This is a genomic window from Ruegeria sp. S263, assembly GCF_056780525.1.
On record NZ_CM165558.1, the window covers coordinates 3,546,819 to 3,572,262 of the forward strand.

Genomic DNA, 25,444 nt, shown 5'->3' on the forward strand with positions numbered 1-25,444 from the left:
TTAGCGGCTTGGGTCCGGGGTGAAGGTCGAGAAGTCGACCAGCGTGCCCAGCATCTGAAGATAAGCCACCATCGCGTCCGCTTCGGTCAACTCGGGCTGACCGTCGAAGTTGCGCACGCTGACCTTGTCGCCATAACGCTCCAGCAGCCCGTCATAGTCGCTGTCGGGATCAGCCTGCGCACGGAAGTCAGCCTCGGCATTGGCCAGCATTTCTTCGGTGTAGGGCGTGCCGACAAGGGCGTTCGCCTTCATGATGTCACCGATATACTTGCCGTCCAACTTGCGATGCTCGAGGAAACCGTATTTTGGCATCACCGATTCCGGCACAACCGACTGCGGATCACGCAGGTGGTCCACATGCCACTGGTCCGAGTAACGTCCACCCACACGGGCCAAATCAGGCCCGGTGCGTTTCGACCCCCACTGGAACGGGTGGTCATACATCGACTCGGCCGCCAGCGAATAGTGCCCGTACCGTTCGACCTCGTCCCGCATGGGGCGGATCATCTGGCTGTGGCAGACATAGCAGCCTTCGCGGATGTAGATTTCACGCCCTGCCATTTCAAGGGGGGTGTAGGGGCGCATCCCCTCCACCTTCTCGATGGTGTTCTCAAGATAGAACAGTGGGGTGATCTGCACGATGCCACCGATGGTCACGACCAGAAAGCTGAACACCAGCAGGAGGGTCGCGTTGGTCTCGAGGATCTTATGTTTGTCGAGAATTGCCATTGCTCCGGCCCTCCTTATTCAGCCGGGACCGCGACGGACAGGCTGGCCTCTTTGGCCGGCGCTTTCCGCACAGTCATCCACAGGTTGTAGCACATGATCACGGCACCAGCGACGAACATCACGCCACCCAAGGCACGCACCACATACATGGGGAACTTAGCAGCCACGGTGTCAGCGAACGAGTTCACCAAGAAGCCGTTGGCATCCACTTCGCGCCACATCAGGCCCTCCATGATACCGGTGACCCACATCGACGCGGCATAGAGAACGATGCCGATCGTAGCGAGCCAGAAGTGCCAACTAACCATTTGCAGCGAGTACAAACGCTCACGCTTCCACAGGACAGGCACCAAGTAGTACAGCGCGCCAAAGGTGATCATACCGTTCCAGCCCAACGCGCCCGAGTGTACGTGACCAATGGTCCAGTCAGTATAGTGAGACAGGCTGTTCACGGCACGAATCGACATCATCGGACCTTCGAAGGTGGACATGCCATAGAAACCGACCGAGATGACCATCATGCGAATGATCGGGTCAGTGCGCAGTTTGTCCCATGCGCCCGAAAGGGTCATCAGACCGTTGATCATACCGCCCCACGAAGGCATCCACAGCACAACCGAGAACACCATGCCCAGCGTCGAAGCCCAGTCAGGCAGCGCGGTATAGTGCAGGTGGTGCGGCCCGGCCCAGATGTACAGGAAGATCAGGGCCCAGAAGTGGATGATCGACAGCTTGTACGAGAATACCGGACGTTCCGCCTGTTTCGGGATGAAGTAATACATCATGCCCAGGAAACCCGCAGTCAGGAAGAAGCCCACGGCGTTGTGGCCGTACCACCACTGGATCATAGCGTCTTGCACGCCCGACCAGACGATGACGGATTTAGATCCCCAGATGCTGACCGGGATGGTCAGGTTGTTGACCACGTGCAGCATCGCAACGGTGACGATAAAGGCTAGGTAAAACCAGTTGGCCACATAGATATGCGGCTCTTTCCGTTTGATGACTGTGCCCAGGAAAACGGCCAGATACGCGACCCAGACGATAGTCAACCACAGGTCAACATACCATTCGGGTTCGGCATATTCCTTGGATTGCGTGCCACCCAGAACATAGCCGGTCGCCGCCAGCACGATGAACAGCTGATAACCCCAGAACACGAACCACGCCAAATTGCCGCCCCAAAGACGCGCAGCGCTGGTGCGCTGTACCACGTAGAACGAGGTCGCAATCAACGCGTTGCCGCCAAAGGCGAAAATCACCGCAGATGTATGCAGTGGACGCAACCGACCAAAGTTCAGATAGCCCTGCGCCCATTCAAAGTTCAGCGCGGGAAAGGCCAATTGAAAGGCGATGAATGTTCCGGCGATGAACCCGATCACGCCCCAGAAGGCAGTCGCGATAACGCCATAGCGGATCACGCCGTCCATATACTCGGCCGAGTGGTCCACGAGGATATCTGGCTCATCGGTGTTTCTAAGCGTCCAGATGAACAATCCGCCGGCGATCAGCATCACCAGAATTGCATGCACCTGATACGCCAAATCGCGTGCATAATTTGTCCCGATCGCGGCAAAAACCACGATCAGACCAAGCACGATCAGCTTGATGTAATTTGACATATTGCGTCCCTTTGCCATGCTCTGCGCGATTCTCTTATATCGCAGAACCTTTTTGACTGGCTGTTCTTTTGTCGGACAGCCGCTTTAACTGCTTTGATCTGTGTCAAGACAGGACGCTGAATACTATGACAATCCTAAAGAAACGACTGGGCTGGAAAGTCGCAGCTTACAACGGTTCGAAGGTAAGAGGTCAAAAATGGCTTACAAATCTCTTCTCACTGTGATGACAGATTCCACGCAATCGAATGCGGCCCTTGCGCAGATGGCGGCACTTGCTTTGGCACAGGATGCCCATGCCGAGGCGCTGTGTCTGGGCGTGGATCGTAGTCAGACAGGGTATTACTATGCCGGCGCAAATGCGTTGATCCTGCAGGAAACACTAAGCCGCGCCAACGCCGAAGCAGAAGAAGTGCTGGAATATGCCAACGCGTTTCTGGGGAAATCCGGTGTTCGGTGGTCTGCCGAAAGTGGCGTGGCTCAGATCGCCGATATTGGACGTCATGTCGCCCATCGCGCGCGGTTTTCGGATCTGGTTGTTCTGCCCCAGCCCTATGGCGAAGATCGGGGCGCAGAATGCGAACCCATAGTCGAAGCCGCGATGTTCGAGGGACACGCGCCCGTGCTTATCACCCCGGAGAACGCAAAGCCGTTCGAACGACCGGGGACGATTCTGATCGGCTGGAACGAAAGCGTTGAGGCCATGCGCGCCATACGCCGCGCCCTGCCCTTCCTGCAACAGGCCGAACTTGTGCGGATCGTCGTGATCGACCCACCCCGCCACGGGCCGGATCGGTCCGACCCAGGGGGGATGCTGTCGCAAATGCTGGCACGGCACGGAGTAAAGTGCGAAATCGACGTTCTCAGCAAAACGATGACACGCGTGTCAGACATCCTGAATCGCCACGCCTCGGACACTGAAGCTGACATGATTGTCATGGGCGCCTACGGGCATTCCAGATTCCGCGAAGCCATTCTGGGCGGCGCCACTCGGAACATGCTGGAACAATCCCCGGTTCCCGTATTTCTGGCGCATTAAAGCCGGTAAGTTAGTAAAACCGCCCCTAATAAGGGCGGTTTTTTACCCTCGTCTTACAAGGCCGATCAGGAACAGCAGAATGACTGCGCCGATCGTGGCAAAGAATATTGACGAGAATAGGCCGCCCCCGACCGAAAAGCCAAGCGCCGGAAAGACCGTTCCCGCCAGAAACGCGCCGACGACACCGACAATTATGTTTCCAAACAGACCGAAGCCCCGGCCTTCCATGATCTTGCCGGAAAGCCAACCGGCAATGGCGCCAATGAAGATCATGGCGAGAAGGCTACTGAATTCCATGGTTTGCTCCTGAATTGACTGCACTCAGGCCACTAAACCACGACTACTGCGTCAGGTCACGTCAGACCAGAAAACCACCGTCTGAATCGTCACCAGCTTCTTCCATCAAACGTCCCATATCGGGGATGGTCACGTGACGCTTGCCCTCAAGGGTAATGACGCCGTCCCGTTTCAGCGCCGAAATCTGGCGGCTGACCGTCTCCAAAGTCAAACCAAGGTAGTCTGCCATCGCCTCGCGGGTCAGAGGCAAATCAAAGACGATCGGTCCGGCGTTCCCCTCGTGGCTGATCGAAGCATCCCGACGGGCGATGATAGACAACAGGCTGGCAATCTTTTCACGGGCGGTCTTACGCCCTAGCACCAACATCCATTCACGTGCCGCATCCAGTTCATCCAACGTCATCTGCAGCAGGCGATGGGCGATATGCGGGGTTTCGTTCATCATCTCTTCGAAGGGCTTCTTGCGAAAGCAGCACATCACCAGATCTGTCGTAGCCTGCACGTCGTAGGGCGCCGATTCGCGACCGGGGCGCCCCACAAAATCGCTGGGCAGCAATAGACCGACCATCTGAGTACGGCCGTCTTCCATCGTTTGCGTCAAAGACGCGATGCCCGACACGACCGAACCCACGAAATTCATCTGATCCCCAGACCACAGGATTGTCTGGCCAGCCTCGAAACTGCGGTAATACTTAATGCCTTCAAGCTTTTCCAACTCATTGGCATCGCAATGCGCGCACACCGCCCGATGTCGAATGGGGCAGTCGGCACAATTGGTATGGTCGATCTTGAACATCGGTGTCATGCGGGTTTCCACTTGATCTCTATCAAGGTTTATTTGCGAGCCGTCCTCTAACGGTATCGCCATGATTGTTAAACCACAACTGGCACAGCTTGGACTATTTGACGCGAAAGTACCGCGTTACACAAGCTATCCAACCGCCCCCCACTTCAACAATGACGTGGGGGAAAATCGTTATGGCGACTGGATTTCCAAGATTAAGCCCGGCAGCGCCATCTCTTTGTACATCCATGTTCCGTTCTGCCGCAGGCTTTGCTGGTTCTGTGCCTGCCGCACGCAAGGAACCCAGACCGACAATCCGGTCATTGCCTATGTGGACGTGTTGAAGGCCGAGCTGGATCTGCTGGCCGAACGCCTGCCCCAAGGGGTGACACTGTCGCGCCTGCATTGGGGCGGCGGTACGCCCACCTTGCTGAACCCGGATCTGATGAGAAATCTCGCGGCTCATATTCTGGATGTGGTTCCCTTGGGTGCTGACGCGGAATTCTCGGTCGAGATCGACCCGAACGAAATTGACGCAGATCGGCTGAATGCATTGGCCGAGGCGGGTATGAACCGGGCCTCGATCGGGGTTCAGGACTTCGACGATGAAATCCAGAAAACCATTGGCCGGATTCAAAGCTATGACACCACGCGCAACGCGGTCGATATGATCCGCGCCCGTGGGATTTCCAGCCTGAATGCAGACATCCTGTATGGCTTGCCGCATCAGACCAAAACACGAATGACCGAAAGCGTGCAGAAGCTTCTGTCTCTTAACCCGGACCGGGTGGCGCTTTATGGATACGCCCATGTGCCATGGATGGCCAAGCGACAGCAGCTGATCCCGTCAGATGCTCTGCCCACGCCGGAACAGCGGCTGGATCTTTTCGACACGGCTCGCCGCCTTTTCATGTGGGACAACTACGCGGAAATCGGAATCGACCACTTCGCCACGCAGGATGACGGTCTGACCCATGCCTTGAAAGCAGGGCGGCTCAAGCGAAATTTCCAGGGATATACTGACGATCAGGCCGAAGTGTTGATCGGAGTCGGGGCCAGTTCGATCTCACGCTTTCCACAAGGCTATGCCCAGAACGCACCCGCGACGTCGGCCCACACAAAAGCAATCCGCGAAGGGCGTTTCTCGACGTCCCGCGGGCATATGTTCAAGGGGCAGGATGTTCTGCGAGCGCGTTTGATCGAAGCGCTGATGTGCGACTTTCAGATCAATTCGGCGGAGATCCTGCGCGATCACGAAGTCTCGGCCACTGAACTGAATCAGATGTTCCAAACGGCCAATGCCGCGTTCGACAACCTGTTGCGCGTCACCGACGAAGGGCTGTTTATTCCACCCGAGGCCCGCGCCCTGACCCGGATGATTGCTCGCAGTTTCGACGCCTATGACCTGAGCAAAGCTGGCCACAGCTCGGCGATCTGACGTCTTGCATTTGCGCTGATCCTGCGGCCTGCCATCGTAACATTCGCGCGGGGGCTTGACGCAGGTATCCGATTTTCTCCACACTTGGGGTGTGCGATCCGCACCCTGAGGCAGGTGAATTTGCAGACAGTTCTTGCCGACGCATCCGCGTGGGACGACCCTTTTCGTGCAGGTATTACTGCAACCTGAAAGAGGGACAGCACTCATGCGCGTTTTCACCGTCCTCGGCCCCAGTCAGTCGGGCAAGACAACCCTGGTCGAGGCCATCAGCCGCCTCGACGGTCGACCCACCACATTCGACGTGTCCGGAACCGTGCATTTGCACGGTTTTTCTTATTTGGGCGAGCAATGGTGCGCCGTTGACGTGGATGGCGGCGGGGATAACCTGGGCTACGTCGGCCCGGCCATGGCCATTTCCGACGCGGCAGTTGTGGTTGTGCCCCCGGACCCGGACGCAGCCGTTCTGTGCGCCCCTTATCTGAGGTTGGTGGAAGAGGCCGGAATTCCCTGCTTCCTGTTCATCAACCGGATGGACAGCCCGAATGGACGCATTAGGGATATCATCGCGGCACTACAGACCTATTGCGTTCATCACATCGCGTTGCGGCAAGTGCCCATCCGTGATGGAGACTCCATCGTTGGCGCGGTCGATCTGATTTCGGAACGGGCCTGGAAATACCAGGAGGGGAAACCTTCCAACCTGATCGAGTTGCCCCAATCTGTGGAAGACCGTGAACAAGAAGCCCGAACCGAGCTTTTGGAAACTCTGTCCGACTTTGATGACAACCTGCTCGAACAACTTATCGAAGACAAACAGCCCCCCAGCGCCGAGATTTACGACCTTGCCGCGCAGGTGTTGCAGAACCATCAGCTTATCCCGGCCTGTCTGGGGTCCGCCAGCCATGGAAACGGCCTGACACGCCTGATGAAAGCCCTGCGGCATGAAGCGCCCGAGTTTGACATCGCAGCCGGACGCGACGAAGCCGCCGAAAACGCCCGCGCGATCGCCGGGTTTGCCGATGTGAAAAAACATATCGGCAAGATCATTGTCCTACGCGGACTGGGCGACGGCGTAAAAGCCCATGAGCCGCTGGGAGGTGAAACCGTTGGCAATCTGACGGGACTGGATGCAAAAACCCAGATCGACAAGCTGGGCGCGGGTCAAATCGGGTTGGCGGTCAAATCTGATCACCTGAACCCCGGCAATCTCTATGACAGCAAAGAGGCCACGCCGTTGCCCGAGTGGGCCTTATCCCATCCGGCGGCTCACCGTCAGGTGGTCTCACCCGCGCATGAACGCGACGATGTGCGTTTGTCCAATGCCCTGACCCGGCTGGTTGAGATTGACCCGGGCCTACACATGGAACAGGACGAACTTAGCGGTCATTCAGTTCTGGGATCGCAGGGTCCGCAGCATATGCGCCGTGTCAGCGCGAAACTGGCCGAAGACTTCGGGATCGAGATCGTCGCCGATCCAGTTGAAACCGCGTATCGGGAAACCATTCGCACACCGATTGAACATCGCCATCGCCATCGCAAACAGTCCGGCGGGGCCGGGCAATTCGCCGATGTCGTCATCTCAGTTGCGCCCATGCCACGCGGATCGGGGTTCCAGTTCGAAGAGGTGGTCAAGGGCGGCGCAGTGCCGCGCAACTATATCCCCTCGGTCGAACATGGGGCCAAGGACGCGCTTGAACAGGGTCCCGAGGGGTTCCCGGTTGTCGATGTGAAAATCACGCTGAGCGACGGCAAGCATCACAACGTAGACAGCTCGGATTATGCCTTCCGCACCGCCGGAAAAAACGCCGTGCGAGAAGCGCTGCCACAGGCCAAGCCCGTGGTGCTGCAGCCGATCCTAAACGCCGAGATTCACCTGCCTTCGGATTTCGTGGGCGACCTTGTTCCCACGATCAGCTCGCTTCAGGGTCAGGTTCTGGGCTTTGAGGGCAATCCCAACGCCTCAGGCTGGGAGATTTTCAACGCGCAGCTACCGGCAGTAGCCGAGGATGAACTGCACCGCAGTCTGGCCAGCGCGACACGCGGCACCGGCTGGGTCAAGCTGAGCTTTGATCACTATGAAGAACTGCGCGGCCCGGTGCCAAAACCGGTGGCTAAGGAAAAAGCCAGCGCCTGAGCAAGTTGTAGGGCGGGCTTCAGCCTGCCGCTGCGATCAATTCACGGGTGTAGTCTGTCTGGGCGTTCTCAAACAAATCCTCGGCCGTGCCCATTTCAACCACATCACCGTTTCGCATAACGATAACGTTATGGGACATGGCGCGCACGACCTTCAGATCGTGGCTAATGAACAGGTAGGCCAAACCGTATTTCTTCTGCAGGTCACGCAGCAAGTCGACGATTTGAACCTGCACCGTCATGTCCAACGCACTGGTCGGTTCATCCAGAACCAGCAACTTGGGCCGCAACACCATCGCACGCGCGATGGCTATTCGCTGACGCTGACCGCCTGAAAACTCGTGCGGGTACCGGTCCATTGCAGCCGGATCCAGCCCCACTTCGGTCATCACCTCAGTCACCAGTTCACGCGGGGCGCGGTGCGGGTCGACTTTGTGAATTGCCAAACCTTCGGCAATGATCTGCTGGCACGTCATACGCGGGCTCAGGCTACCGAACGGGTCCTGAAACACGATCTGCATGTCCTTGCGGAGGCGCCGCAGTTCTCGCGTGGACCAACGCCGGACATCCTGATCGCGGAAGGTGATGCCACCCTCGGACGCAATCAGGCGCATGATCGCCAAAGCCAGCGTTGTCTTGCCCGAACCACTTTCGCCCACAATTCCCAACGTCTCACCCGCCCGTACGCTAAGCGTGGCATCGTTGACCGCCTTGACGTGTCCCACCGTCCGCTTCAGGAACCCGCGCTGGATTGGAAACCAAACCTTAAGATGATCTGTTCGCGCGACTTCTTCTGCGTCTGCGGCCACCGCTTGCGGGTGACCGGACGGCTCGGCCGCCAGCAGCTTGCGCGTATAAGGGTGTTGTGGGTTGTCGAAAATCGCGACCGTCGGGCCGGTTTCGACGATTTCACCATCCTTCATCACGCACACACGGTCCGCAATCCGGCGTACAATGCCAAGGTCATGGGTAATGAACAGCATTCCCATGTTTTCGGATTTCTGCAACTCGGCCAGCAGTTCCAGGATCTGTGCCTGAATAGTGACGTCCAGCGCCGTTGTCGGTTCATCCGCGATCAGAATGTCGGGCTTGTTGGCCAGCGCCATCGCGATCATCACGCGCTGGCGCTGCCCGCCCGACAATTGGTGCGGATAGCTGTCCAGTCGATCCTGCGGGTCGCGAATACCAACCTTTGTCAGCAGCTCGACAATTCGGTCACGCGCCGCATCACCGGTCAAGCCCTGATGCAGGGCCAGAGACTCAGCCATCTGTTTCTGGATCGTGTGCAGCGGGTTGAGCGAGGTCATCGGCTCTTGGAAGATAAAGCTGATGTCGTTGCCGCGCACATCCATCAACCTGTCCTCGGACGCGCCGATCATCTCATTCCCGTCATAGCGAACCGAGCCTTCGACGATCGCGCTGTCGCCCAGCAGCGACACTGTCGACAAGGCCGTAACGGATTTTCCCGACCCGGACTCACCTACCAGAGCTACCGTTTCACCACGATCGACGGTGAACGAAACCCCTTTCACCGCCGCGCTGACCTGCCCGTCCTGTTTGAACGAGACCTTGAGGTTGTTCACATCCAAAAGGCTCATGAGAAGGTCTTTCTGGGATCAAACGCATCGCGCACGCCTTCAAAAATGAAGACCAGCAACGACAGCATGATGGCAAAGGTAAAAAAGGCGGTGAAGGCCAGCCACGGTGCCTGCAGGTTCTGTTTCGCCTGCAAGGTCAGTTCACCCAGCGAGGGGGCCGAGGATGGCAGGCCAAAGCCAAGGAAATCCAATGAAGCCAGACCGCCAATGGTTCCCGTGACGATAAACGGCATGAAGGTCAGCGTCGCGACCATCGCATTCGGCAGCATGTGCCGGAACATGATGGTCATGTTGCCCACGCCCAGCGCCCGCGCCGCGCGCACATATTCAAGGTTCCGGGCCCGCAGGAATTCGGCCCGGACAACCCCAACCAGCCCTGTCCAGCTAAACAGGATCATCAACGCAACCAGCAACCAGAAACTTCGGCCCAGAATGGCAAACATGATGATGATCACGTAAAGCGAGGGGGTCGCGGACCATATCTCGATGATCCGCTGGAAGATCAGGTCCAGCCATCCGCCAAAGAACCCCTGAATGGCTCCGGCGAAAATCCCGATCAGGCTGGCAACGCCGGTAACCATCAGGGTGAACAGGATCGACAGCCGGAATCCGTAAATCACCCGCGCCAGCACATCGCGCTTGGTGTCGTCCGTGCCCAGAAGGTTCTGGCCGTTTGGCGGCAGCGGCGCGGCACCCGGCCGGTCAACGCTGGTGTTGAAGGAATAGGGGATCAGGGGCCAGATGGCCCAGCCACGCTCGAACCCTTCGGCTTGGAACGTACCGGCGTCGATCTGCTCGATAATGCCCTCGGGGTCGTCAAAACATTGCTCCAACCCGCCGCTGTCGATCAGGCAGCGCACTTCGGGATCGCGATAGATCGCTTCGGTCTGGAAGTCGCCCCCAAATTCGGTTTCGGCATAGAAGTTGAAAACGGGCATGTAAAACTCGCCCCGGTATTTCACGAGGATCGGTTTGTCATTGGCGATGAATTCGGCAAAGAGCGACAGGCCGAACAGGATCGAAAAAATGATCAGCGACCAGAATGCGCGGCCATTACGCCGAAAATTGCGCCAGCGACGTTGGTTCAGCGGAGAAAGCGCCATCTACCCCTCCCGCTTTTCGAAATCGATGCGCGGGTCGACCAGCACATACATCAGATCACTGATGATGCCGACAACCAGACCCATCAGGCCAAAGATAAACAGCGTGCCAAAGATCACCGGGTAATCGCGCGCAACGGCGGCCTCGAACCCCAATCGGCCCAATCCGTCCAGCGAGAAGATCGTTTCGATAATGATCGACCCGCCAAAGAACACGCCGATGAACACAGCAGGGAACCCGGCGATCACGATCAGCATGGCGTTGCGGAACACGTGACCGTAAAGCACCTTGCCTTCGCTCAAGCCCTTGGCGCGGGCCGTCATCACGTACTGTTTCTTGATCTCGTCCAGGAACGAATTCTTGGTCAGCAGCGTCAGGGTCGCAAAGGCCGAGATGGTCAGCGCGATAATCGGCAAAGTGATGTGCCAGAAATAATCCGCAATTTTTCCCATCAGGCTAAGGCTGTCCCAATTGTCCGATGTCAGCCCCCGCAACGGGAAAATCTGCCAATATGACCCACCAGCAAACAGCACCAGCAACAGGATTGCGAACAGGAAACCGGGAATGGCATAAGCCACGATGATCGTTCCGCTTGTCCAGGTGTCAAAGGTCGAGCCATCCTTGATTGCCTTGCGAATGCCCAGCGGGATCGACACCAGATAAGCAATCAGCGTCGACCACAGACCCAGCGAGATCGAGACAGGCATTTTTTCGAGGACCAGATCAATAACGCTGATCGACCGGAAATAGCTCTCGCCAAAGTCCAGTGTCAGGTAGTTGCCCATCATGGACAGGAACCGTTCCAGCGGCGGCTTGTCGAACCCGAACTCTTTTTCCAGCTCTGCAATGAATTCCGGCGGCAATCCTCGGGCGCCGACGTATTTGTCGTCAAACGAGCCTCCGGCGGGTTCGGCGGCGGCACCGGCATCTCCGGCACCGGCGAAGCCTGCAAAAACGTCGCCTTGGCCTTCGATCTGCGCGATAATCTGTTCGATCGGTCCACCCGGTACAAACTGAACCAGTGTGAAGTTGACGATCATAATGCCCAGAAGCGTGGGAATAACCAGCAACAGGCGTCTTAGTATATATGCGCCCATGTTACCGCAGCGCGCCCTTCGCCTTTAATGCAGCCTCTTTCTCGGGGTTGACCCACCAAAGATCGAGATAGCCAAGCGTAAATGGCGGCAGGTTTTCGGGGTACTCATACATGTCGTAATAGGCCGTCCAGTAGTCCGCCACATATCCATCGGGGATGATGAAGAACTCATACCGCAACACACGATCCAGCGCCATAAGCGCCGCGTCCTGTTCCGCCTGATTTGTGGTGTCAAAAGAGGCTTCGATCACGGCATCCACCAGCGGGCTGGCAAGTCCGGCGGGGTTGAACAGGCTGAACGCTGCCTCTTCCGAACCATACATCTGGCTCAAACCGCCACCGGTCGACAGGAATGATCCATACCGATTGGAATACACCATATCGTAATCCCGCTCGCGCCTGCGCAAGGTGAACTGAGACGGGTCCACCTTTTCCGCCGAAGCGTCAACGCCGATCGACTGCAGGTTCTGCACAAAGGTTTCGATCATCGTCGCGGTCGAGGTTGGAATACTGGACGCATAGGGAATGTTCACCTTCAGGGTTTCACCTGCCGCATTGCGACGCAGATTTCCATCGCCCACCGGCCACCCGGCCTCATCCAGAAGTTTCGACGCCTTGCGCAGGTTGCGGCGATCGTTCAACCGCGCCGGGTTGGACTCGTGCGTCAACAGGGCCGGTTCGCTCAGAACATCTGCTGAGACCACATCACCCAGCGACTCCAGAAACGCCAGTTCAGCACCTTCCGGCGCGCCGGTGGCTTCTAGATGCGTGCCCTGAACAAAAGAGTTCCGGGGAGTATTTAATCCGAACATCAGTGATTCATTGGCCCATTCGAAATTGAACGCCAGCGCCAAAGCCTTGCGCACGTTTTTATCCGCGAATTGGGGCTTGCCGAGGTTGAAGACAAAGCCCGATGGTGTCGGTGGGCTGCCATCGGTGATCTCATCCCGCACGACCGAGCCTGCGCTTAGTTTTGGAAAGTCGTAGCTAGAGGCCCAGAGTTTTGGGTCACTTTCGATACGCATCGTATATTCACCCGCCTTGAATCCTTCGAAGGCGGCGGTCTGGTCGGCGAAATACTCGACCCGAATGGTGCCATAATTGTTGCGGCCCACATTGATCGGCAGATCTTTCGCCCAATAATCGTCCCGAAGCTTGTAAACGATGCGGCGATTGATGTCGTAGCTGTCAAGTTTGTACGGCCCCGAGCCCACCGCCACCTCAAGCCGGGGTTCATCCAGACGCCGGCTGTCATCCGCTTCGAACCACGCTTTTGAGAAAACTGGCGTTGATCCGACGGTTTCAATCAACCCCCGTCTTGTCACGTCGGGGCTGAAGGTGAACTTGACAGTGTGGTCATCCAGCGCCTCAGCCCCGGTAACCATCCGCCCAACCGCCTGCGCATAGGATGGCAGACCCTGTTCGATAAACAGGCGATGGCTATAGACTACATCCTCGGCCGTGACCGGGGTTCCGTCCCAAAACGTCGCCTCGGGGCGCATGTGGAAAATCACATAATTGCGGCCTTCGTCGTATTCCATGCTTTCCGCAAGCAAACCGTAATATTGCCCGACGCTGTCCGAAGTACTGTCGATCAGCGAGTCGTATTGCAGCGTCGTAAGCGCCCCGGCCCGGCCTTTGCGCGAGTACGGGTTCAGAGAATCGAATGTACCTGATCCAGCAAGCGACAACTCTCCGCCCTTTGGGGCATTGGGGTTCACATAGTTCAGGTGCGGATAGTCAGCGGGATAGTCGAGGTTTCCAAAGTAGGAATAGCCGTGGCTGCGGGTGACGTTTTCCTCAGCGGCAACAGCTTTGTCACCAACCCCAAGCATGAGCGCCGCGGCAATTCCCATAAAGGCTGCCCAAGGCCGAACAGTCGTTACGCGCGGTGCAGGCGGCAGGGGTTTCATATGCTCATCCTCTGGTTCGTTGACTTCTTTAACCTTGTAAGCGCCAGCTAAAAGACCAGCGCTGTCATATGCAAGTTTAGAATGCGTGAACGCTTTGTGAAGTTCTTCTTAAACAAAAATAAAGCCGCTGCGGGAAGCAGCGGCTTTAAAAATCGGGAAAACCGAGTGTCGGATCAGTTGCCGATTGTCTGCAGATAAGCAATCAGGTCGGCGCGCTCTTGCGGCTTTTTCAGGCCGGCAAAGCTCATGGAAGTGCCCGAGATATACGCGCTTGGGCGCTCCAGGAAGGCATCCAGCGCTTCGGGTGTCCAGTTTCCGCCATGGGCCTGCATGGCAGCCGAGTAGCCTGTGAATCCGTTTGCCGAGGCGACCGGGCGGTCAACTACACCGTACAGGTAGGGGCCGGTGCCGTTCGCGCCGTCTTCCAGCTTGTGACATGCGGTGCACTTGCGGAAAACTCTGGCGCCTTTTTCGGGGTCAGCGGCGGCCAGCATATCTTCGAAAACCACCTCTTCGCCGTCAGCGCTTTCACCCGCGCTTTCGGTTTCGATGATATATGCGGCTGTCTCGCCATGCCCATCGGCGTGGTAAAGAGCTTCGGCACCCCATTTGGCCAGAAGCAGCACCAGAAAGGTGCCAAACAGGCCTGCGGCGGCCTTGGTAACTGTCATCGTGTCGAACATTGATCGCGAGTCCATTTCAGCTGTCTGCGGGGTGTCTAAGGCTTCCCCTAGCAAGAGGCAAGGTATAGACACCGCGACTAAACGCCCAATTCAAGAACTTGTTGCACGGAATCGACCAAATGACCAAACGTATCGCATTTCAGGGAGAACCCGGCGCCTATAGTCACGAGGCCTGCCGCAATGCCCGCCCCGACATGGAGGCCCTGCCCTGCCGCACATTCGAGGATGTGATCGAATCGGTCCGATCGGGTGAAGCTGATCTGGCGATGCTGCCGGTGGAAAACACGACCTATGGCCGCGTCGCCGATATACACCGTCTGCTGCCCCATAGCGGCCTGCACATCATTGACGAGGCATTTGTCCGGGTTCACATCAATCTACTGACCGTTCCGGGCGCCAAGCTTGAAGATATTACCGAGGCGCACTCTCATCTGGTTTTGCTGCCGCAATGTGCAGAGTTCCTGAAGAAGCACGGAATCAAAGGCCGTGTCAGCCCGGACAATGCCCGCGCCGCCCGCGAAGTTTCAGAGCAGGGCGATCTGCATTCGGCGGCGCTGGCCAGTGAACTGGCTGGCGAAATTTACGGCCTGAACGTCATGGCCCGACACATTGAAGATCGCGACAACAACACCACCCGGTTTCTGGTCATGTCGCGTCAGGCGGATATGTCCCGGCGTGGCGAACACGGCATGATCACCAGCTTTGTCTTTCAGGTGCGCAATATTCCTGCGGCGCTGTACAAGGCGATGGGCGGATTCGCGACCAATGGCATCAACATGACCAAGCTGGAAAGTTACATGGTGGATGGATCATTCACCGCCACGCAATTCTACGCAGACATCGTCGGGCACCCGGAAGACCGGAATGTAAAACTGGCGATGGAAGAACTGGAGCACTTTACCACCAACGTCGAGATTCTGGGCGTCTACCCGGCTGCCCAGCCGCGCGGCTAGCAGCTTTTTCCAGCGGCGCCTGCCAAATCCGGTCAGATGCCATGCTGATGTCGTTCTTCCATCTCTCTGGCGAATTCGCTTAGGCGCGCCTGAAACCGACGCCGGAACCGGTTTTGACCCAGCCGGAGGGATTGCAGGAAAAGCCGGGCAGGCAGCGACTTGGCCGCGAGTGACATGTCCACTTCCAGCCGTGTGCGGCGCTGCGACAAGGCCATAAACTCGACGGTCGTCGTGCCGTTCAGTCCTTTTCCCGTCGCCTCGAACCGCATCTGTGATGGCGGATCGCATTCGGCCATCACAATCTCGACCTGCCGCGGTTTGCCACGCAGCCTGAATTCCGTTGTCCAGGTTGTTCCGGGGACCACGCCCATATGGCCGGTCAGGCGCCGCACTTCGATTCCCCGGCGCATCGCCATTCGTTCAAAACGCTCAAAATCAGTGACCATCTCGAACACGGCGTTGATCGGGGCTTGGATATCTTCACGCGCAGTGAATTGCATTTCAGTTCGCGGCTCTCTTACTTGTCAGCCCAGTATTTTGTCAGTCCAGCGTGTCCGCAAGCCAGTTTTGCAAAAGGAAATGTGCAATGGCACCTTTACGCGCAGGCAGAAGGTTTGGGTGTTCGCCCGCGAAGGCCTGCATCATCTCTGACTTGCTGACCCACATCGCGTCTTCAATCTCAACCGGATCAATTTTGATCTCTTTGGACAGCGCCTCACCCGCGCAGCCAAACATCAGCGACGCGGGAAAGGGCCAAGGCTGGCTGGACAGGTAAGAGACCCGGCCAACAGGCACGCCCGCCTCTTCCATGACCTCGCGCCTGACGGCGGCTTCCAGTGTCTCACCCGGTTCGACAAACCCGGCAAGCAGCGAATACATCCCCTCGGGCCAGCCCGGTGATCGACCGACCAGAACCGTTTCTCCGTGTGTGATCAGCATGATGACAACCGGATCTGTGCGTGGAAAATGGTGCCCACCGCAACTGGGGCAGCTACGCTGCCATCCGGCCTGCGTCATTTCGCTGGCCGCGCCGCACCGGGCACAAAACCGATGCGTTTCGTGCCAGCCAATCACAGCCTTGGCCGAGGCCGCCAATTCTGCGTCACGCGGGGACAGGCGGGTCATAATGCGGCGCAGTTCGGCAAAGACGAACCCATTGGGCAGACCGGGATGCTGCTGCTCGGACCTGTCAAAGAAACCGCCGACCTGCGAGATATCCAGATCATCGGCGGCCCAGTTCGAAATATCGACGGCAAACACGGGCGCGTCGTCGGACAAGCCCAAAAATATCGGCTCATCCGTGATACCGCCGGGTCCGTTGTTCACCAGTTGATGCGTCATTGGGATGAAACCCAGTCGGTCCAGCGCCTCCCCCTGAACCAACAGCTTGCCACGCCACAGCAAAATGCACCGTGCCTCGGGATTCGCGCGCGCCAGCGCGATCTCATCTGCGTCTGCGCGAATATGCGCCGCACGATCCAGGCCAGAGCCACCAAACGTCACATGTTCCGCGTTTTTCATTGCAGTTCCTTCGGATTTTCCGCACAGGGCTGCCATGGCAGCCACGACGTTGCAATGGCTTTTCAGCTTCTTATGAAAAAGTTCCTGCGCCGCTGAAAAGCCTTAGCCTGACCTTGAAATTTGCACCTGATACGCTTTTTGTTGAAATTGATTAATAAAAAACTGCCAAAAGTAGAGTAGTGAAACCTCCCTCTTCCTTAATGACAGCGCAGATCCGGATATTGGCGACAACCGATCTGCACATGAATTTGACCGGATTCGACTATTATGCGGACACTCCTGACCCTTCGATCGGCCTGAGCAGAACCGCAAGTCTGATCAAAGCGGCCCGAACGCAGGCCCAGTCTCAAGGGCGCCTTGTCTTGCTGTTCGACAATGGTGACGCCCTTCAAGGTGCGCCCATTGGTGAATGGGCCGTGGCGCAGACCGACAGCCGTCACATCCTGATGCAAGCCTTTGATGACCTTGGTTATGACGCCGTTGGGTTGGGAAACCATGACTTTGGGTTCGGGCTTGAGGTACTGGACCGCATAGTCGCCCAAGCCACGTGCCCGGTCATTTGCAGCAATGCCACCAGAGCCGACCGCCCGGCAAGCTGGCAGGCGCATACGATTCTTGACCGGAACATCAAAATGCAGGGGCAAGATCTGGTTTTGAAAATCGGTGTGTTCTCTGTCCTCCCACCGCAGACAGCCAAGTGGGAAGCGCACCGCCTGCAAGGTGCCGTTTCGGTAGAGGACATCCTGACGTGCGCCCATCGAAAAACGCGGGAATTGCGATCCGGGGGATGCGATCTGATTGTGGCACTTGCCCATACAGGGCTTGGCGCCGCTGCACCCGCGCCCAATCTTGAGAATGCGGCTATCCCCCTGGCAGCGGTGCCCGGAATTGATGCGATCATTGCTGGGCATTCCCACTTGACCCTGCCCGGCTCTGCTCATCAGAGTCTGGAGCATGTCGACCCACAACACGGTCTTGTTCACGGAAAACCGGTTGTGATGCCGGGCGCGGCCGGTTCGCATCTGGGCATCATTGACCTGACGTTGCACCAAAAAGACGCGGGCGGGTGGTCGATTGGGGACCAACATGTGGAACTGCATTCTGTTTCACCAGCGACGCCCGCGGCCCCGACGGAAGAGGACGCTGATCTGAAGCGTCTGTTCGCACAAGCACATAAAGAGACACGGTTGCACTCGGCCAAGCCTGTCGGCGAAACGCGTCAAAATTTGCACATTTATTTCAGCTTCTGTGCGCCGGACAGGGGGCTTGCGCTGGTCGCGGCAGCGCAAGCCGCCGCGTTGCGCCCCTTCCTAAAAGGAACAACGCACGAGGGCCTACCGGTTCTGTCAGCCGTATCGCCCTCGAAATTCGGAGGGCGCGCAGGGCCACGATCCTTTACCGACGTTCCGGCGGGTCAAATCCGGCTTCGCCATGTCAACGACCTGAACATCTTTCCAAACGAAATGCAGGCCGTCGTGGTTTCGGGCGCGCAGATTAGAGACTGGCTTGAGATGTCGGCTGGCGTGCTCAATCAAATGCACGCAGGTCAACAAATCGACCTGCGGAATTCCGCGCGCGCCGGTTACAATTTTGATATCCTGCACGGCCTTAGCTACCAGATCGACCTTGGTATGCCCGCGCGGTTCGACGCGGGCGGCAATTTGACGAATTCATCGCATAACCGCGTCAAGAATATTCGCCTTGCCGAGCACCCTATCGACGATCAGCAATCCTTTGTTGTTGCCCTCAACAACTACCGGGCCAGCGGAGGTGGGCATTTCCCCTTCGTAGACACCGCAAGGCAGATTCCGTTACCAGTTTTGTCGATCCAATGCATTGTTCGGGATTATGTCGCGGGCCGCCTTCCCGCGGATCCGTTGGCGGATGCGCCGCGGCCATTCACACTCAGACCGCTATCCGGGGCGTTTGCGATTCTCAGAACCAGTCCCAAGGCGCAGCACCATTTAGCTGAATTGCAGACGTATAACCCGTCAGTCATTGGGCGCGATGACGATGGTTTTTTACTAATCCGGCTTACGCTGTGACGGGTTGTCATCCGCAAACGAAATGCATATATCCACCCCTGAGAGGTTGGCGCGGGCGAGCGCCTCGCCAACCTGGTCAGGTCCGGAAGGAAGCAGCCACAACGAGCCCCGCTTGGGTCGATGTCCAACCTCTCACTTCCCCCCACATGCTTAAGGCTATTCCGCGATCCGGCATGAACAAGCCAGCCGCCCTATCGGGAAGACAACCCTGCGTCTAAAGCGGTGACAAAGCCCGCTTGACTCGGACCGATTTCACCGGATAGCGATGACTTGATGGTTCTCGACCCGGCTTACCGGGAAGGGATGAAAAGGGAACACGGTGCGGTCCTGCCCCGGCGATGCCGAAACGGACCAATGCCGCGACTGCCCCCGCAACTGTAAGCGGTGAGCAATGCCGAGACACCACTGGCCCAACGGCTGGGAAGGTTGGCAAAGCGATGACCCGCAAGTCAGGAGACCTGCCATCTGACTGAAACCGAAACTCGGGCGGGGTGTCCGGGCAGGTCAAAGCCGCACAAAGCGACCTGACCCACGCCCCCCGTCCTTCGCGCGGAGGGCGCACAATGATCTGGAAGACAAAAACGCACGAGTTTTCTGCAACGATTTGTCAGAAAACCGGCAAACCCTGTCCGGCCTTGGCAAGGATGGCACGTGCCATGGCGGACGCGATGGCGACAGCGCAGCCTGTCACAACCAAAGAGTTCGAGGTCGAAGGCAGTGGAGAGCTTTCGCATTGCGCAGAAGGGTGCACAGCACGGTTTCGCGCCCATTCAGATCTGATCAGGGTTTATTGTGGTACGCCCCCGGATACACCGACGACAAAGCTGGACGATTACGCCGACATGATGTTCGGGACCAGCCTGTCGGCCATGCCAACCGGAACGCTGTCCGATATGCCCTGCGCAATGCTCGAGGTTACAACCTTGGGACTGCGTCCCGCGGCTGGTGACCCACAACCAGCCATGGCGTGACGTCAAAGCCCGGTTGATGCCGGTGCCGTGGCCCAAGCCATCTGCGCGTCGGTTTCGACGGCGCACGGCCGGACCGCGCGCAACCGGCGCAGCGCCTTATCCGGGGCTTCACCGCCTTCGACCAGCAAGCGCAACACAATCATGCCGGACCGCCCGCATCCGCCCCGGCAATGAACCAAGACCCGTCCACCCGCAGACAGGACGCGGTGTGCATCGGTGCTGGCGTTTGGCCAATCACACCTTACGTTCGATGACGGTGCGCCAAAATCCTGCACCGGAAGATGAACCCAAGTGATTGCGCGGCTCTGCAGGTCGCGCCCGAGATGGTGCGCTCCTACGGCCTCCAACTCATTGGAAGTGGTCATCGAAATGACCATTGCCGGCCGCCATTGCATGATCCGCTCAAGATCCCCGGCAAAGTCGCCGTGCCGACCTGGCATTTGCGCCAAGCCCAACAGACCGGACCGAACCGGCATTGAGTAAATTTCAAACCTGTCCAAGGTGCGCACTCTGCCAGAAGGAAATGGCTGGGCAAGCCGATACACGCCCACCCGAACCTGTATCCAATGTGCCGCAGTAATCCAAATCGAATTTCATCGCTCCCTGCGGTGGACGTGAGCGGCAGGGGTCACTACGCTGCAAAGCTGATACGAATCCGACAGAGCAGACATGACCGAAACACCAAGCCCCGCCTATCAGGTGCTCGCCCGCAAATACCGTCCTGAAACTTTTGCCGACCTCGTGGGCCAGGACGCCATGGTACGTACCCTGAAAAACGCGTTCGAGGCCGACCGGATAGCGCAGGCCTTTGTCATGACCGGCATTCGCGGTACCGGCAAAACCACCACCGCGCGGATCATTGCCAAGGGCATGAACTGCATCGGACCAGACGGTGAAGGCAAAGCGACAATCGAACCCTGCGGCCAGTGCGAACACTGCGTGGCCATCGTGGAGGGCCGCCATGTCGACGTAATGGAGATGGACGCCGCAAGCCGCACCGGTGTGAACGACATTCGCGAGATCATCGAAAGCGTCCGCTATCGTGCCGCCAGTGCGCGCTACAAGATATACATCATCGACGAAGTTCACATGCTGTCGAACAGCGCGTTCAACGCTTTGCTCAAAACCCTTGAAGAACCGCCTGAGCATGTGAAGTTCATCTTTGCCACAACCGAAATCCGAAAGGTTCCGGTGACGGTCCTGTCGCGGTGTCAACGCTTCGACCTGCGCCGGATCGAACCCGAGGACATGATCGGCCTGCTGAAAAAAATCGCAACTGCCGAGAACGCTCAGATTGCCGAGGACGCCTTGGCGCTGATCACTCGTGCGGCGGAAGGTTCGGCCCGGGATGCGACCTCGCTGCTGGATCAAGCCATTTCGCATGGTGCCGGGGAAACCAGCGCGGATCAGGTGCGGGCCATGCTGGGGTTGGCTGATCGCGGGCGGGTGCTGGACCTGATGGACATGATCCTGCGCGGCGATACCGCCGGAGCGTTGACGGAGCTTGGCGGTCAATATGCCGAAGGTGCCGACCCGCTGGCCGTACTGCGCGATCTGGCCGAGATCACGCATTGGGTCTCGGTGGTCAAGATTACGCCGGACGCAGCCGAAGATCCGACAGTCTCGCCTGACGAACGCGCCCGGGGCGTCCAGATGGCCGAGGCCCTTCCCATGCGCATTCTGACCCGGATGTGGCAGATGTTGCTGAAAGCACTCGAAGAAGTTTCGGCAGCGCCCAATGCCATGATGTCCGCAGAAATGGCTATCATCCGGCTGACCCATGTCGCCGACCTGCCCACCCCGGAAGAGCTGATCAGACGTCTTCAGGACGCCCCGCCCCCTGCCCCGAACGGCGGGCCCGGCGGTGGAATGTCAGCGCCTACTCAGGGCACCGTTCAGGCACATGCGCCAGCGGCACAATCCTACGCGGCGCCAGCGGGTGGTGGCGCGGGCGCACCCAGCGCGGCTTTGGCGCGGGACACACAGACCGCTCTGGCCCGGTATCCGACATTCGAACATGTGGTTGAACTGATCCGCACAAACCGGGATGTGAAACTGCTGGTCGAGGTTGAAAACGGCGTGCGTCTGGTTTCGTACCAGCCGGGGCGGATCGAATTTACTCCGGCCGACAACGCTCCGACGGATTTGGCGCAACGACTGGGGTCAGCGTTGCAACGCTGGACCGGAAATCGTTGGGCGGTATCGGTCGTATCGGACGGCGACATGGCGACAATTGCCGAAGTCAGGGACGCGGCAGACCTCGCCCTGCGCGCTGAGGCCGAGCAGCATCCGCTGGTTCAGGCGGTGCTGAAACAATTCCCCAAGGCTCGGATCAAAAGGATCGAAACGCCCGCGGAACGCGCCGCAAAGGTCGAAACCGAAGCCTTGCCCGAAGTCGAAGACGAATGGGACCCGTTCGAAGAGGACTGAACCCTTCGCGAAAAACACCCGAAATACTCCCGCGCCCGCCACGGACCATCGGCTGACGCCGACAGCCCTGAGCGGACTTGGGCCCGGCAGCGTGGGCAAGGCCCGCGCTGCCGGGCCTAACGGGAGGAAAGGTCTTGCCAAAGACCTTGACGACAGGCGGGAGCCCCACGGCCCTTGTGCCGCGCGGGTGCCGCCCGTATTTAGGCTTCAAACGGACTTACAGGAGAAACACGATGCTCAAAGGACTCGGCGGTCTGGGCGACATGGCCAAGATGATGAAATCCGCACAGGATTTGCAGACCAAGATGACCGACATGCAGGAAGAACTGAACACCATCATGGTTGTCGGCGAATCTGGTGCCGGGCTGGTCAAGGCCACCGCCACTGCAAAAGGCGAGCTGAAAGGTCTGGACATCGACCCGTCGATCTTCAATGGCGACGACAAGGAAGTGGTCGAGGACCTGATCCTTGCTGCCATCAAGGACGCACAGACCAAAGCCGCAGAGCGGTCGCAGGAAGAAATGGCAAAGCTCACCGAAAGCATGGGCCTACCCGCAGACATCAAGCTGCCGTTCTGATAGACACTCCTGACGAAACACAGGCCGGGCGCGCATGCCCGGCCCATTTGCAGGAGCGCGCTCAGTGAGTTCGAACAGCGACATCGACAACCTGATCGACCTGTTGGCCAAGCTGCCGGGTCTGGGTCCGCGCTCGGCCCGCCGCGCAGTGCTGCACCTGATCCGCAAGCGTGCCCTGCTGCTGACGCCCCTGTCAGACGCCATGCAACAGGTCGCCATCACCGCCCGCGAATGCCTGAACTGTGGCAACGTCGGCACCACCGATATCTGCGATATCTGCGACAGCGAGGCCCGCGCGACTGGTGAGCTTTGCGTGGTCGAAGACGTCGCCGACCTTTGGGCGATGGAGCGCGCGGGCGTGTTTAAAGGCCGCTATCACGTTCTGGGCGGCACATTGTCGGCACTGGACGGCGTCGGCCCGGACGAGCTGCGCATTCCGCGCCTCAAGGACCGGGTGGTCGCCGAAGGAGTTACCGAGGTTATCCTCGCCTTGAACGCCACCGTTGATGGCCAGACCACGGCGCATTACATCGCCGATCAGCTAGAGGGGCAGGTCCGCCTGACCTCTCTGGCGCAGGGCGTGCCGATTGGCGGAGAGCTGGATTATCTGGATGACGGGACGATTACAGCGGCGCTGCGTGCGCGGAAAGAACTTTGATCTTATCAAAAGTTCCGGGTGACAAATGCTCCGGCTAGTCTCTTGTGATTCCACATTGTACCACCCATTCGTGCGGCAAAACATTGACTGCGATGTTGTTTGGCAGTTGGTAAAACGACATGGTTCGGTAGCTCCAAGCATAAGGAACGCAGTCCTTAAGCGCAGCCGCATGCAAATAGAACTGAAACTCTCTTGGCGCATTTCGAAGCGTCTGAAAGAATGAGTTTCTGAACTCCGCATCCGCATCAAAAACATTGATCGATCTAGCGCGCAGGACGCTTGCATAAGATCCGACAAAGACGCTTGATAGGCTCATGGCCAAGACAATGAACACCGGCAGAGTGATATGGGCTTCGAAATTTAACCTGCTAAAGAACGCACTGACCAATAAACCCAAAAAACCGCCGAAGAACACGAGAATCGGCCAAAAAGGGGCGCCCAATCGATCGCTCCAAAATGTTACAAATGCAATTGGCTGAAGAACATTTCCGAACAAGATAAGCGCCGTTGCAGCGTATGCAAAAACACTGCAAAAAAAGGCGAGCAGTAGTTTCATTGCTCCAAATTACCCTATTCCACACAAAGAAATTATGTCTTTGTAATTCAATAAAAAGTCACTAACCTCAACTGTGCCACGTTAACTGTAGAGTTGTTTAGTGACCCGCCTTCTCGCCCTCACCCTCGCCGCCTTAACAGCAACCGCCACCTGGTCGCAGGAACTCGTCGACAAAGGCTTTGCGGAGGGTTGGAACATCATGATGGACCCTGCGCTTGGCAACGGGTGCTTGATTCAGACGGTGTATGAGGATCTGTCGGTGGTTCGGATTGGTTACGACGCGCTGAACAATCGCGGGTATTTTACGGTTTTCAACAAGGCGTGGGGCGACATCGAACAGGGCCAAAGCTATCCCATCCGGTTCGAACTGGATGGCAAAAGTTTTGATGCCACGGCCACGGGGTTCAAATTGGACCGCGTGCCGGGTGCGACCGTGTTTTTCACCGACCGGAACTTTGTGAATGCGATCGCTCAGAACCGCACGATGACCGTTTACAATCCGGCAGGGGAAACTGTCATGGCCATAGACCTGAAGGGCACGGCCAAGGCGCTGGAATACGCGCGCGACTGTCAGAACAAGAAACTCTAGCGAATCGGATCGAACAGGGCGTCCTTGGCTGCACAATCGCGGATCACGTCCTGGCCGCAGGGAACGGGTTTAAGATCGCGCGACAGGCACAAACGGACTTCTTCAATGTAGCCTTGTTTGCAGGTGATGGTGATCATGTCCGGTGTTAGTCCCGGATTAGCTTTCAGAAACGCCTCCTCAACCACCGAAGCCGGCAGTTTGACGGCCTCTTCCAGCTTGCGAAAGACCTCGGGCCGCGCGACTTGCTGATATGCTTGGCGCGACAGCGCGAAATAGTCCGGCGCGGACAGGCCCGAGCAGGTTCCGTGTTTCTTCCACTGGTGCCACGCCAAACCGGACGTGCCCTGAATATCCGCCATTTCCCGCGTCATACGACGGGTGGGTGGCGCCACGGCGGTTCGGCAATAGGACGGCCAGCCCTGATGAAACTGAGGCCACAACCCGTGCAGGATCCAACCATGATCGTGACGCGCATCGCATTGATCCGAGCTACGCGCATCCCCTTCACGCGCGCACCAGTTGGGCGACCAACTGAGGGACAGAACATAATAGTCGAATTCCCCTGCCTTTTCGCCCTCGGCCAGCGCCGTCGCCGCACTCAGAACGCATAATAACAGCCCCAGAATCCCTTGGCGCATTCGCCTCTTCCCTTCTTGACCTTGCGCGACTATATACGGGCCAAGTTCCCCGACAACGGAAACCTGCCCCAAGAC

At 58.0% G+C, this 25,444-nt stretch carries 24 protein-coding genes, 1 other RNA gene and 1 riboswitch; of the genes, 11 read left to right on the top strand and 14 right to left on the bottom strand.

Translation table 11 applies throughout. The features are described from left to right. Positions 1-729 (bottom strand): cytochrome-c oxidase, cbb3-type subunit II, encoded by a 729-nt coding sequence (ccoO, locus tag ACT2B1_RS17500; RefSeq protein WP_171124328.1) that lies wholly within the window; start codon positions 727-729, stop codon positions 1-3. Positions 730-743: 14 nt separating this feature from the next. Continuing rightward, the gene (ccoN, locus tag ACT2B1_RS17505) at positions 744-2,351 is read right to left on the bottom strand and encodes a cytochrome-c oxidase, cbb3-type subunit I (protein WP_171124330.1); all 1,608 of its coding nucleotides are present in this window, start codon (positions 2,349-2,351) and stop codon (positions 744-746) included. A gap of 196 nt (positions 2,352-2,547) precedes the next feature. Between ccoN and ACT2B1_RS17510 the strand changes: the two genes are divergently transcribed. Next, positions 2,548-3,387 carry a universal stress protein gene (locus ACT2B1_RS17510; RefSeq protein ID WP_171211182.1) on the top strand — a complete coding sequence of 280 codons (840 nt, stop codon included), beginning with the start codon at positions 2,548-2,550 and terminating at the stop codon, positions 3,385-3,387. Positions 3,388-3,429: 42 nt separating this feature from the next. Here ACT2B1_RS17510 and ACT2B1_RS17515 read toward each other — a convergent pair whose 3' ends face one another. Continuing rightward, complete coding sequence (locus ACT2B1_RS17515) at positions 3,430-3,684, bottom strand: GlsB/YeaQ/YmgE family stress response membrane protein (RefSeq protein WP_171124335.1); 255 nt, start codon at positions 3,682-3,684, stop codon at positions 3,430-3,432. A gap of 61 nt (positions 3,685-3,745) precedes the next feature. Beyond that, positions 3,746-4,489: a transcriptional regulator FnrL gene (gene fnrL, locus ACT2B1_RS17520; protein ID WP_171126306.1), complete on the bottom strand. Its 744-nt coding sequence runs from the start codon at positions 4,487-4,489 to the stop codon at positions 3,746-3,748. A gap of 61 nt (positions 4,490-4,550) precedes the next feature. Between fnrL and hemN the strand changes: the two genes are divergently transcribed. Both hemN and ACT2B1_RS17530 read left to right on the top strand, forming a co-directional pair. After that, on the top strand, positions 4,551-5,906 hold the full coding sequence (hemN, locus tag ACT2B1_RS17525) for an oxygen-independent coproporphyrinogen III oxidase (RefSeq protein ID WP_481668269.1): 1,356 nt from the start codon (positions 4,551-4,553) through the stop codon (positions 5,904-5,906). A gap of 205 nt (positions 5,907-6,111) precedes the next feature. Next, positions 6,112-8,040 (top strand): elongation factor G, encoded by a 1,929-nt coding sequence (locus ACT2B1_RS17530; RefSeq protein WP_171211180.1) that lies wholly within the window; start codon positions 6,112-6,114, stop codon positions 8,038-8,040. A 19-nt stretch (positions 8,041-8,059) separates the two neighbouring features. Here the strand turns inward: ACT2B1_RS17530 and ACT2B1_RS17535 are convergent, their stop codons facing one another. From ACT2B1_RS17535 to ACT2B1_RS17555, 5 genes are all read right to left on the bottom strand, one after another. Continuing rightward, entirely contained in the window at positions 8,060-9,637 is a 1,578-nt protein-coding gene (locus ACT2B1_RS17535; RefSeq protein ID WP_171211179.1) for an ABC transporter ATP-binding protein, read from the bottom strand. Beyond that, a complete protein-coding gene (locus tag ACT2B1_RS17540; RefSeq protein WP_171240221.1) occupies positions 9,634-10,740 on the bottom strand; it encodes an ABC transporter permease in 1,107 nt (368 codons plus the stop codon). The genes ACT2B1_RS17535 and ACT2B1_RS17540 overlap by 4 nt, the downstream gene beginning before the upstream one ends. After that, positions 10,741-11,835: a microcin C ABC transporter permease YejB gene (locus ACT2B1_RS17545; protein ID WP_170386010.1), complete on the bottom strand. Its 1,095-nt coding sequence runs from the start codon at positions 11,833-11,835 to the stop codon at positions 10,741-10,743. Position 11,836: 1 nt separating this feature from the next. Beyond that, positions 11,837-13,747, bottom strand: a complete 1,911-nt coding sequence (locus ACT2B1_RS17550; RefSeq protein ID WP_171240220.1) for an extracellular solute-binding protein — start codon at positions 13,745-13,747, stop codon at positions 11,837-11,839. Positions 13,748-13,920: 173 nt separating this feature from the next. Continuing rightward, positions 13,921-14,430, bottom strand: a complete 510-nt coding sequence (locus ACT2B1_RS17555) for a c-type cytochrome (protein ID WP_171126447.1) — start codon at positions 14,428-14,430, stop codon at positions 13,921-13,923. Between the two features lie 119 nt (positions 14,431-14,549). Between ACT2B1_RS17555 and ACT2B1_RS17560 the strand changes: the two genes are divergently transcribed. Continuing rightward, the gene (locus ACT2B1_RS17560) at positions 14,550-15,383 is read left to right on the top strand and encodes a prephenate dehydratase (protein ID WP_171124351.1); all 834 of its coding nucleotides are present in this window, start codon (positions 14,550-14,552) and stop codon (positions 15,381-15,383) included. 32 nt (positions 15,384-15,415) lie between these two features. Here the strand turns inward: ACT2B1_RS17560 and ACT2B1_RS17565 are convergent, their stop codons facing one another. Together ACT2B1_RS17565 and nudC are read right to left on the bottom strand one after the other, a co-directional pair. Beyond that, on the bottom strand, positions 15,416-15,883 hold the full coding sequence (locus ACT2B1_RS17565; RefSeq protein ID WP_171124353.1) for an SRPBCC family protein: 468 nt from the start codon (positions 15,881-15,883) through the stop codon (positions 15,416-15,418). 40 nt (positions 15,884-15,923) lie between these two features. Then, complete coding sequence (gene nudC, locus ACT2B1_RS17570) at positions 15,924-16,904, bottom strand: NAD(+) diphosphatase (protein ID WP_171126312.1); 981 nt, start codon at positions 16,902-16,904, stop codon at positions 15,924-15,926. 242 nt (positions 16,905-17,146) lie between these two features. Here nudC and ACT2B1_RS17575 point away from each other — a divergent pair, with 242 nt between their 5' ends. The 3 genes from ACT2B1_RS17575 (at position 17,147) to ACT2B1_RS17585 (ending at position 19,920) form a co-directional block, all read left to right on the top strand. Further along, complete coding sequence (locus tag ACT2B1_RS17575; RefSeq protein ID WP_481668270.1) at positions 17,147-18,949, top strand: 5'-nucleotidase C-terminal domain-containing protein; 1,803 nt, start codon at positions 17,147-17,149, stop codon at positions 18,947-18,949. Positions 18,950-18,988: 39 nt separating this feature from the next. Continuing rightward, positions 18,989-19,087, top strand: an RNA gene (gene ffs / locus ACT2B1_RS17580) — signal recognition particle sRNA small type. A gap of 119 nt (positions 19,088-19,206) precedes the next feature. Next, a riboswitch (cobalamin riboswitch) is annotated at positions 19,207-19,429 on the top strand. An 83-nt stretch (positions 19,430-19,512) separates the two neighbouring features. After that, positions 19,513-19,920, top strand: a complete 408-nt coding sequence (locus ACT2B1_RS17585; protein WP_171240218.1) for a hypothetical protein — start codon at positions 19,513-19,515, stop codon at positions 19,918-19,920. 2 nt (positions 19,921-19,922) lie between these two features. Here ACT2B1_RS17585 and ACT2B1_RS17590 read toward each other — a convergent pair whose 3' ends face one another. Continuing rightward, positions 19,923-20,429 carry a protein-tyrosine phosphatase family protein gene (locus ACT2B1_RS17590; protein ID WP_481669034.1) on the bottom strand — a complete coding sequence of 169 codons (507 nt, stop codon included), beginning with the start codon at positions 20,427-20,429 and terminating at the stop codon, positions 19,923-19,925. A 160-nt stretch (positions 20,430-20,589) separates the two neighbouring features. Between ACT2B1_RS17590 and ACT2B1_RS17595 the strand changes: the two genes are divergently transcribed. The 3 genes from ACT2B1_RS17595 to recR all read left to right on the top strand — a co-directional run bounded on the left by ACT2B1_RS17595 (position 20,590) and on the right by recR (position 23,586). After that, positions 20,590-22,350, top strand: a complete 1,761-nt coding sequence (locus ACT2B1_RS17595; protein ID WP_481668271.1) for a DNA polymerase III subunit gamma/tau — start codon at positions 20,590-20,592, stop codon at positions 22,348-22,350. A 233-nt stretch (positions 22,351-22,583) separates the two neighbouring features. Further along, entirely contained in the window at positions 22,584-22,928 is a 345-nt protein-coding gene (locus ACT2B1_RS17600) for a YbaB/EbfC family nucleoid-associated protein (protein ID WP_170386032.1), read from the top strand. A gap of 64 nt (positions 22,929-22,992) precedes the next feature. Then, positions 22,993-23,586 (top strand): recombination mediator RecR, encoded by a 594-nt coding sequence (recR, locus tag ACT2B1_RS17605; RefSeq protein WP_170415635.1) that lies wholly within the window; start codon positions 22,993-22,995, stop codon positions 23,584-23,586. A 34-nt stretch (positions 23,587-23,620) separates the two neighbouring features. Here the strand turns inward: recR and ACT2B1_RS17610 are convergent, their stop codons facing one another. Further along, positions 23,621-24,142 (bottom strand): hypothetical protein, encoded by a 522-nt coding sequence (locus tag ACT2B1_RS17610; RefSeq protein WP_171240216.1) that lies wholly within the window; start codon positions 24,140-24,142, stop codon positions 23,621-23,623. Positions 24,143-24,242: 100 nt separating this feature from the next. Between ACT2B1_RS17610 and ACT2B1_RS17615 the strand changes: the two genes are divergently transcribed. Next, positions 24,243-24,731, top strand: a complete 489-nt coding sequence (locus ACT2B1_RS17615) for a hypothetical protein (protein ID WP_481668272.1) — start codon at positions 24,243-24,245, stop codon at positions 24,729-24,731. Here the strand turns inward: ACT2B1_RS17615 and ACT2B1_RS17620 are convergent. Further along, positions 24,728-25,369, bottom strand: coding sequence for a ribonuclease T2 family protein (locus tag ACT2B1_RS17620; RefSeq protein WP_171240214.1), 642 nt, complete (start codon positions 25,367-25,369; stop codon positions 24,728-24,730). The two genes, ACT2B1_RS17615 and ACT2B1_RS17620, sit on opposite strands and share 4 nt — an antisense overlap. Between the last annotated feature and the right edge of the window lie 75 nt (positions 25,370-25,444).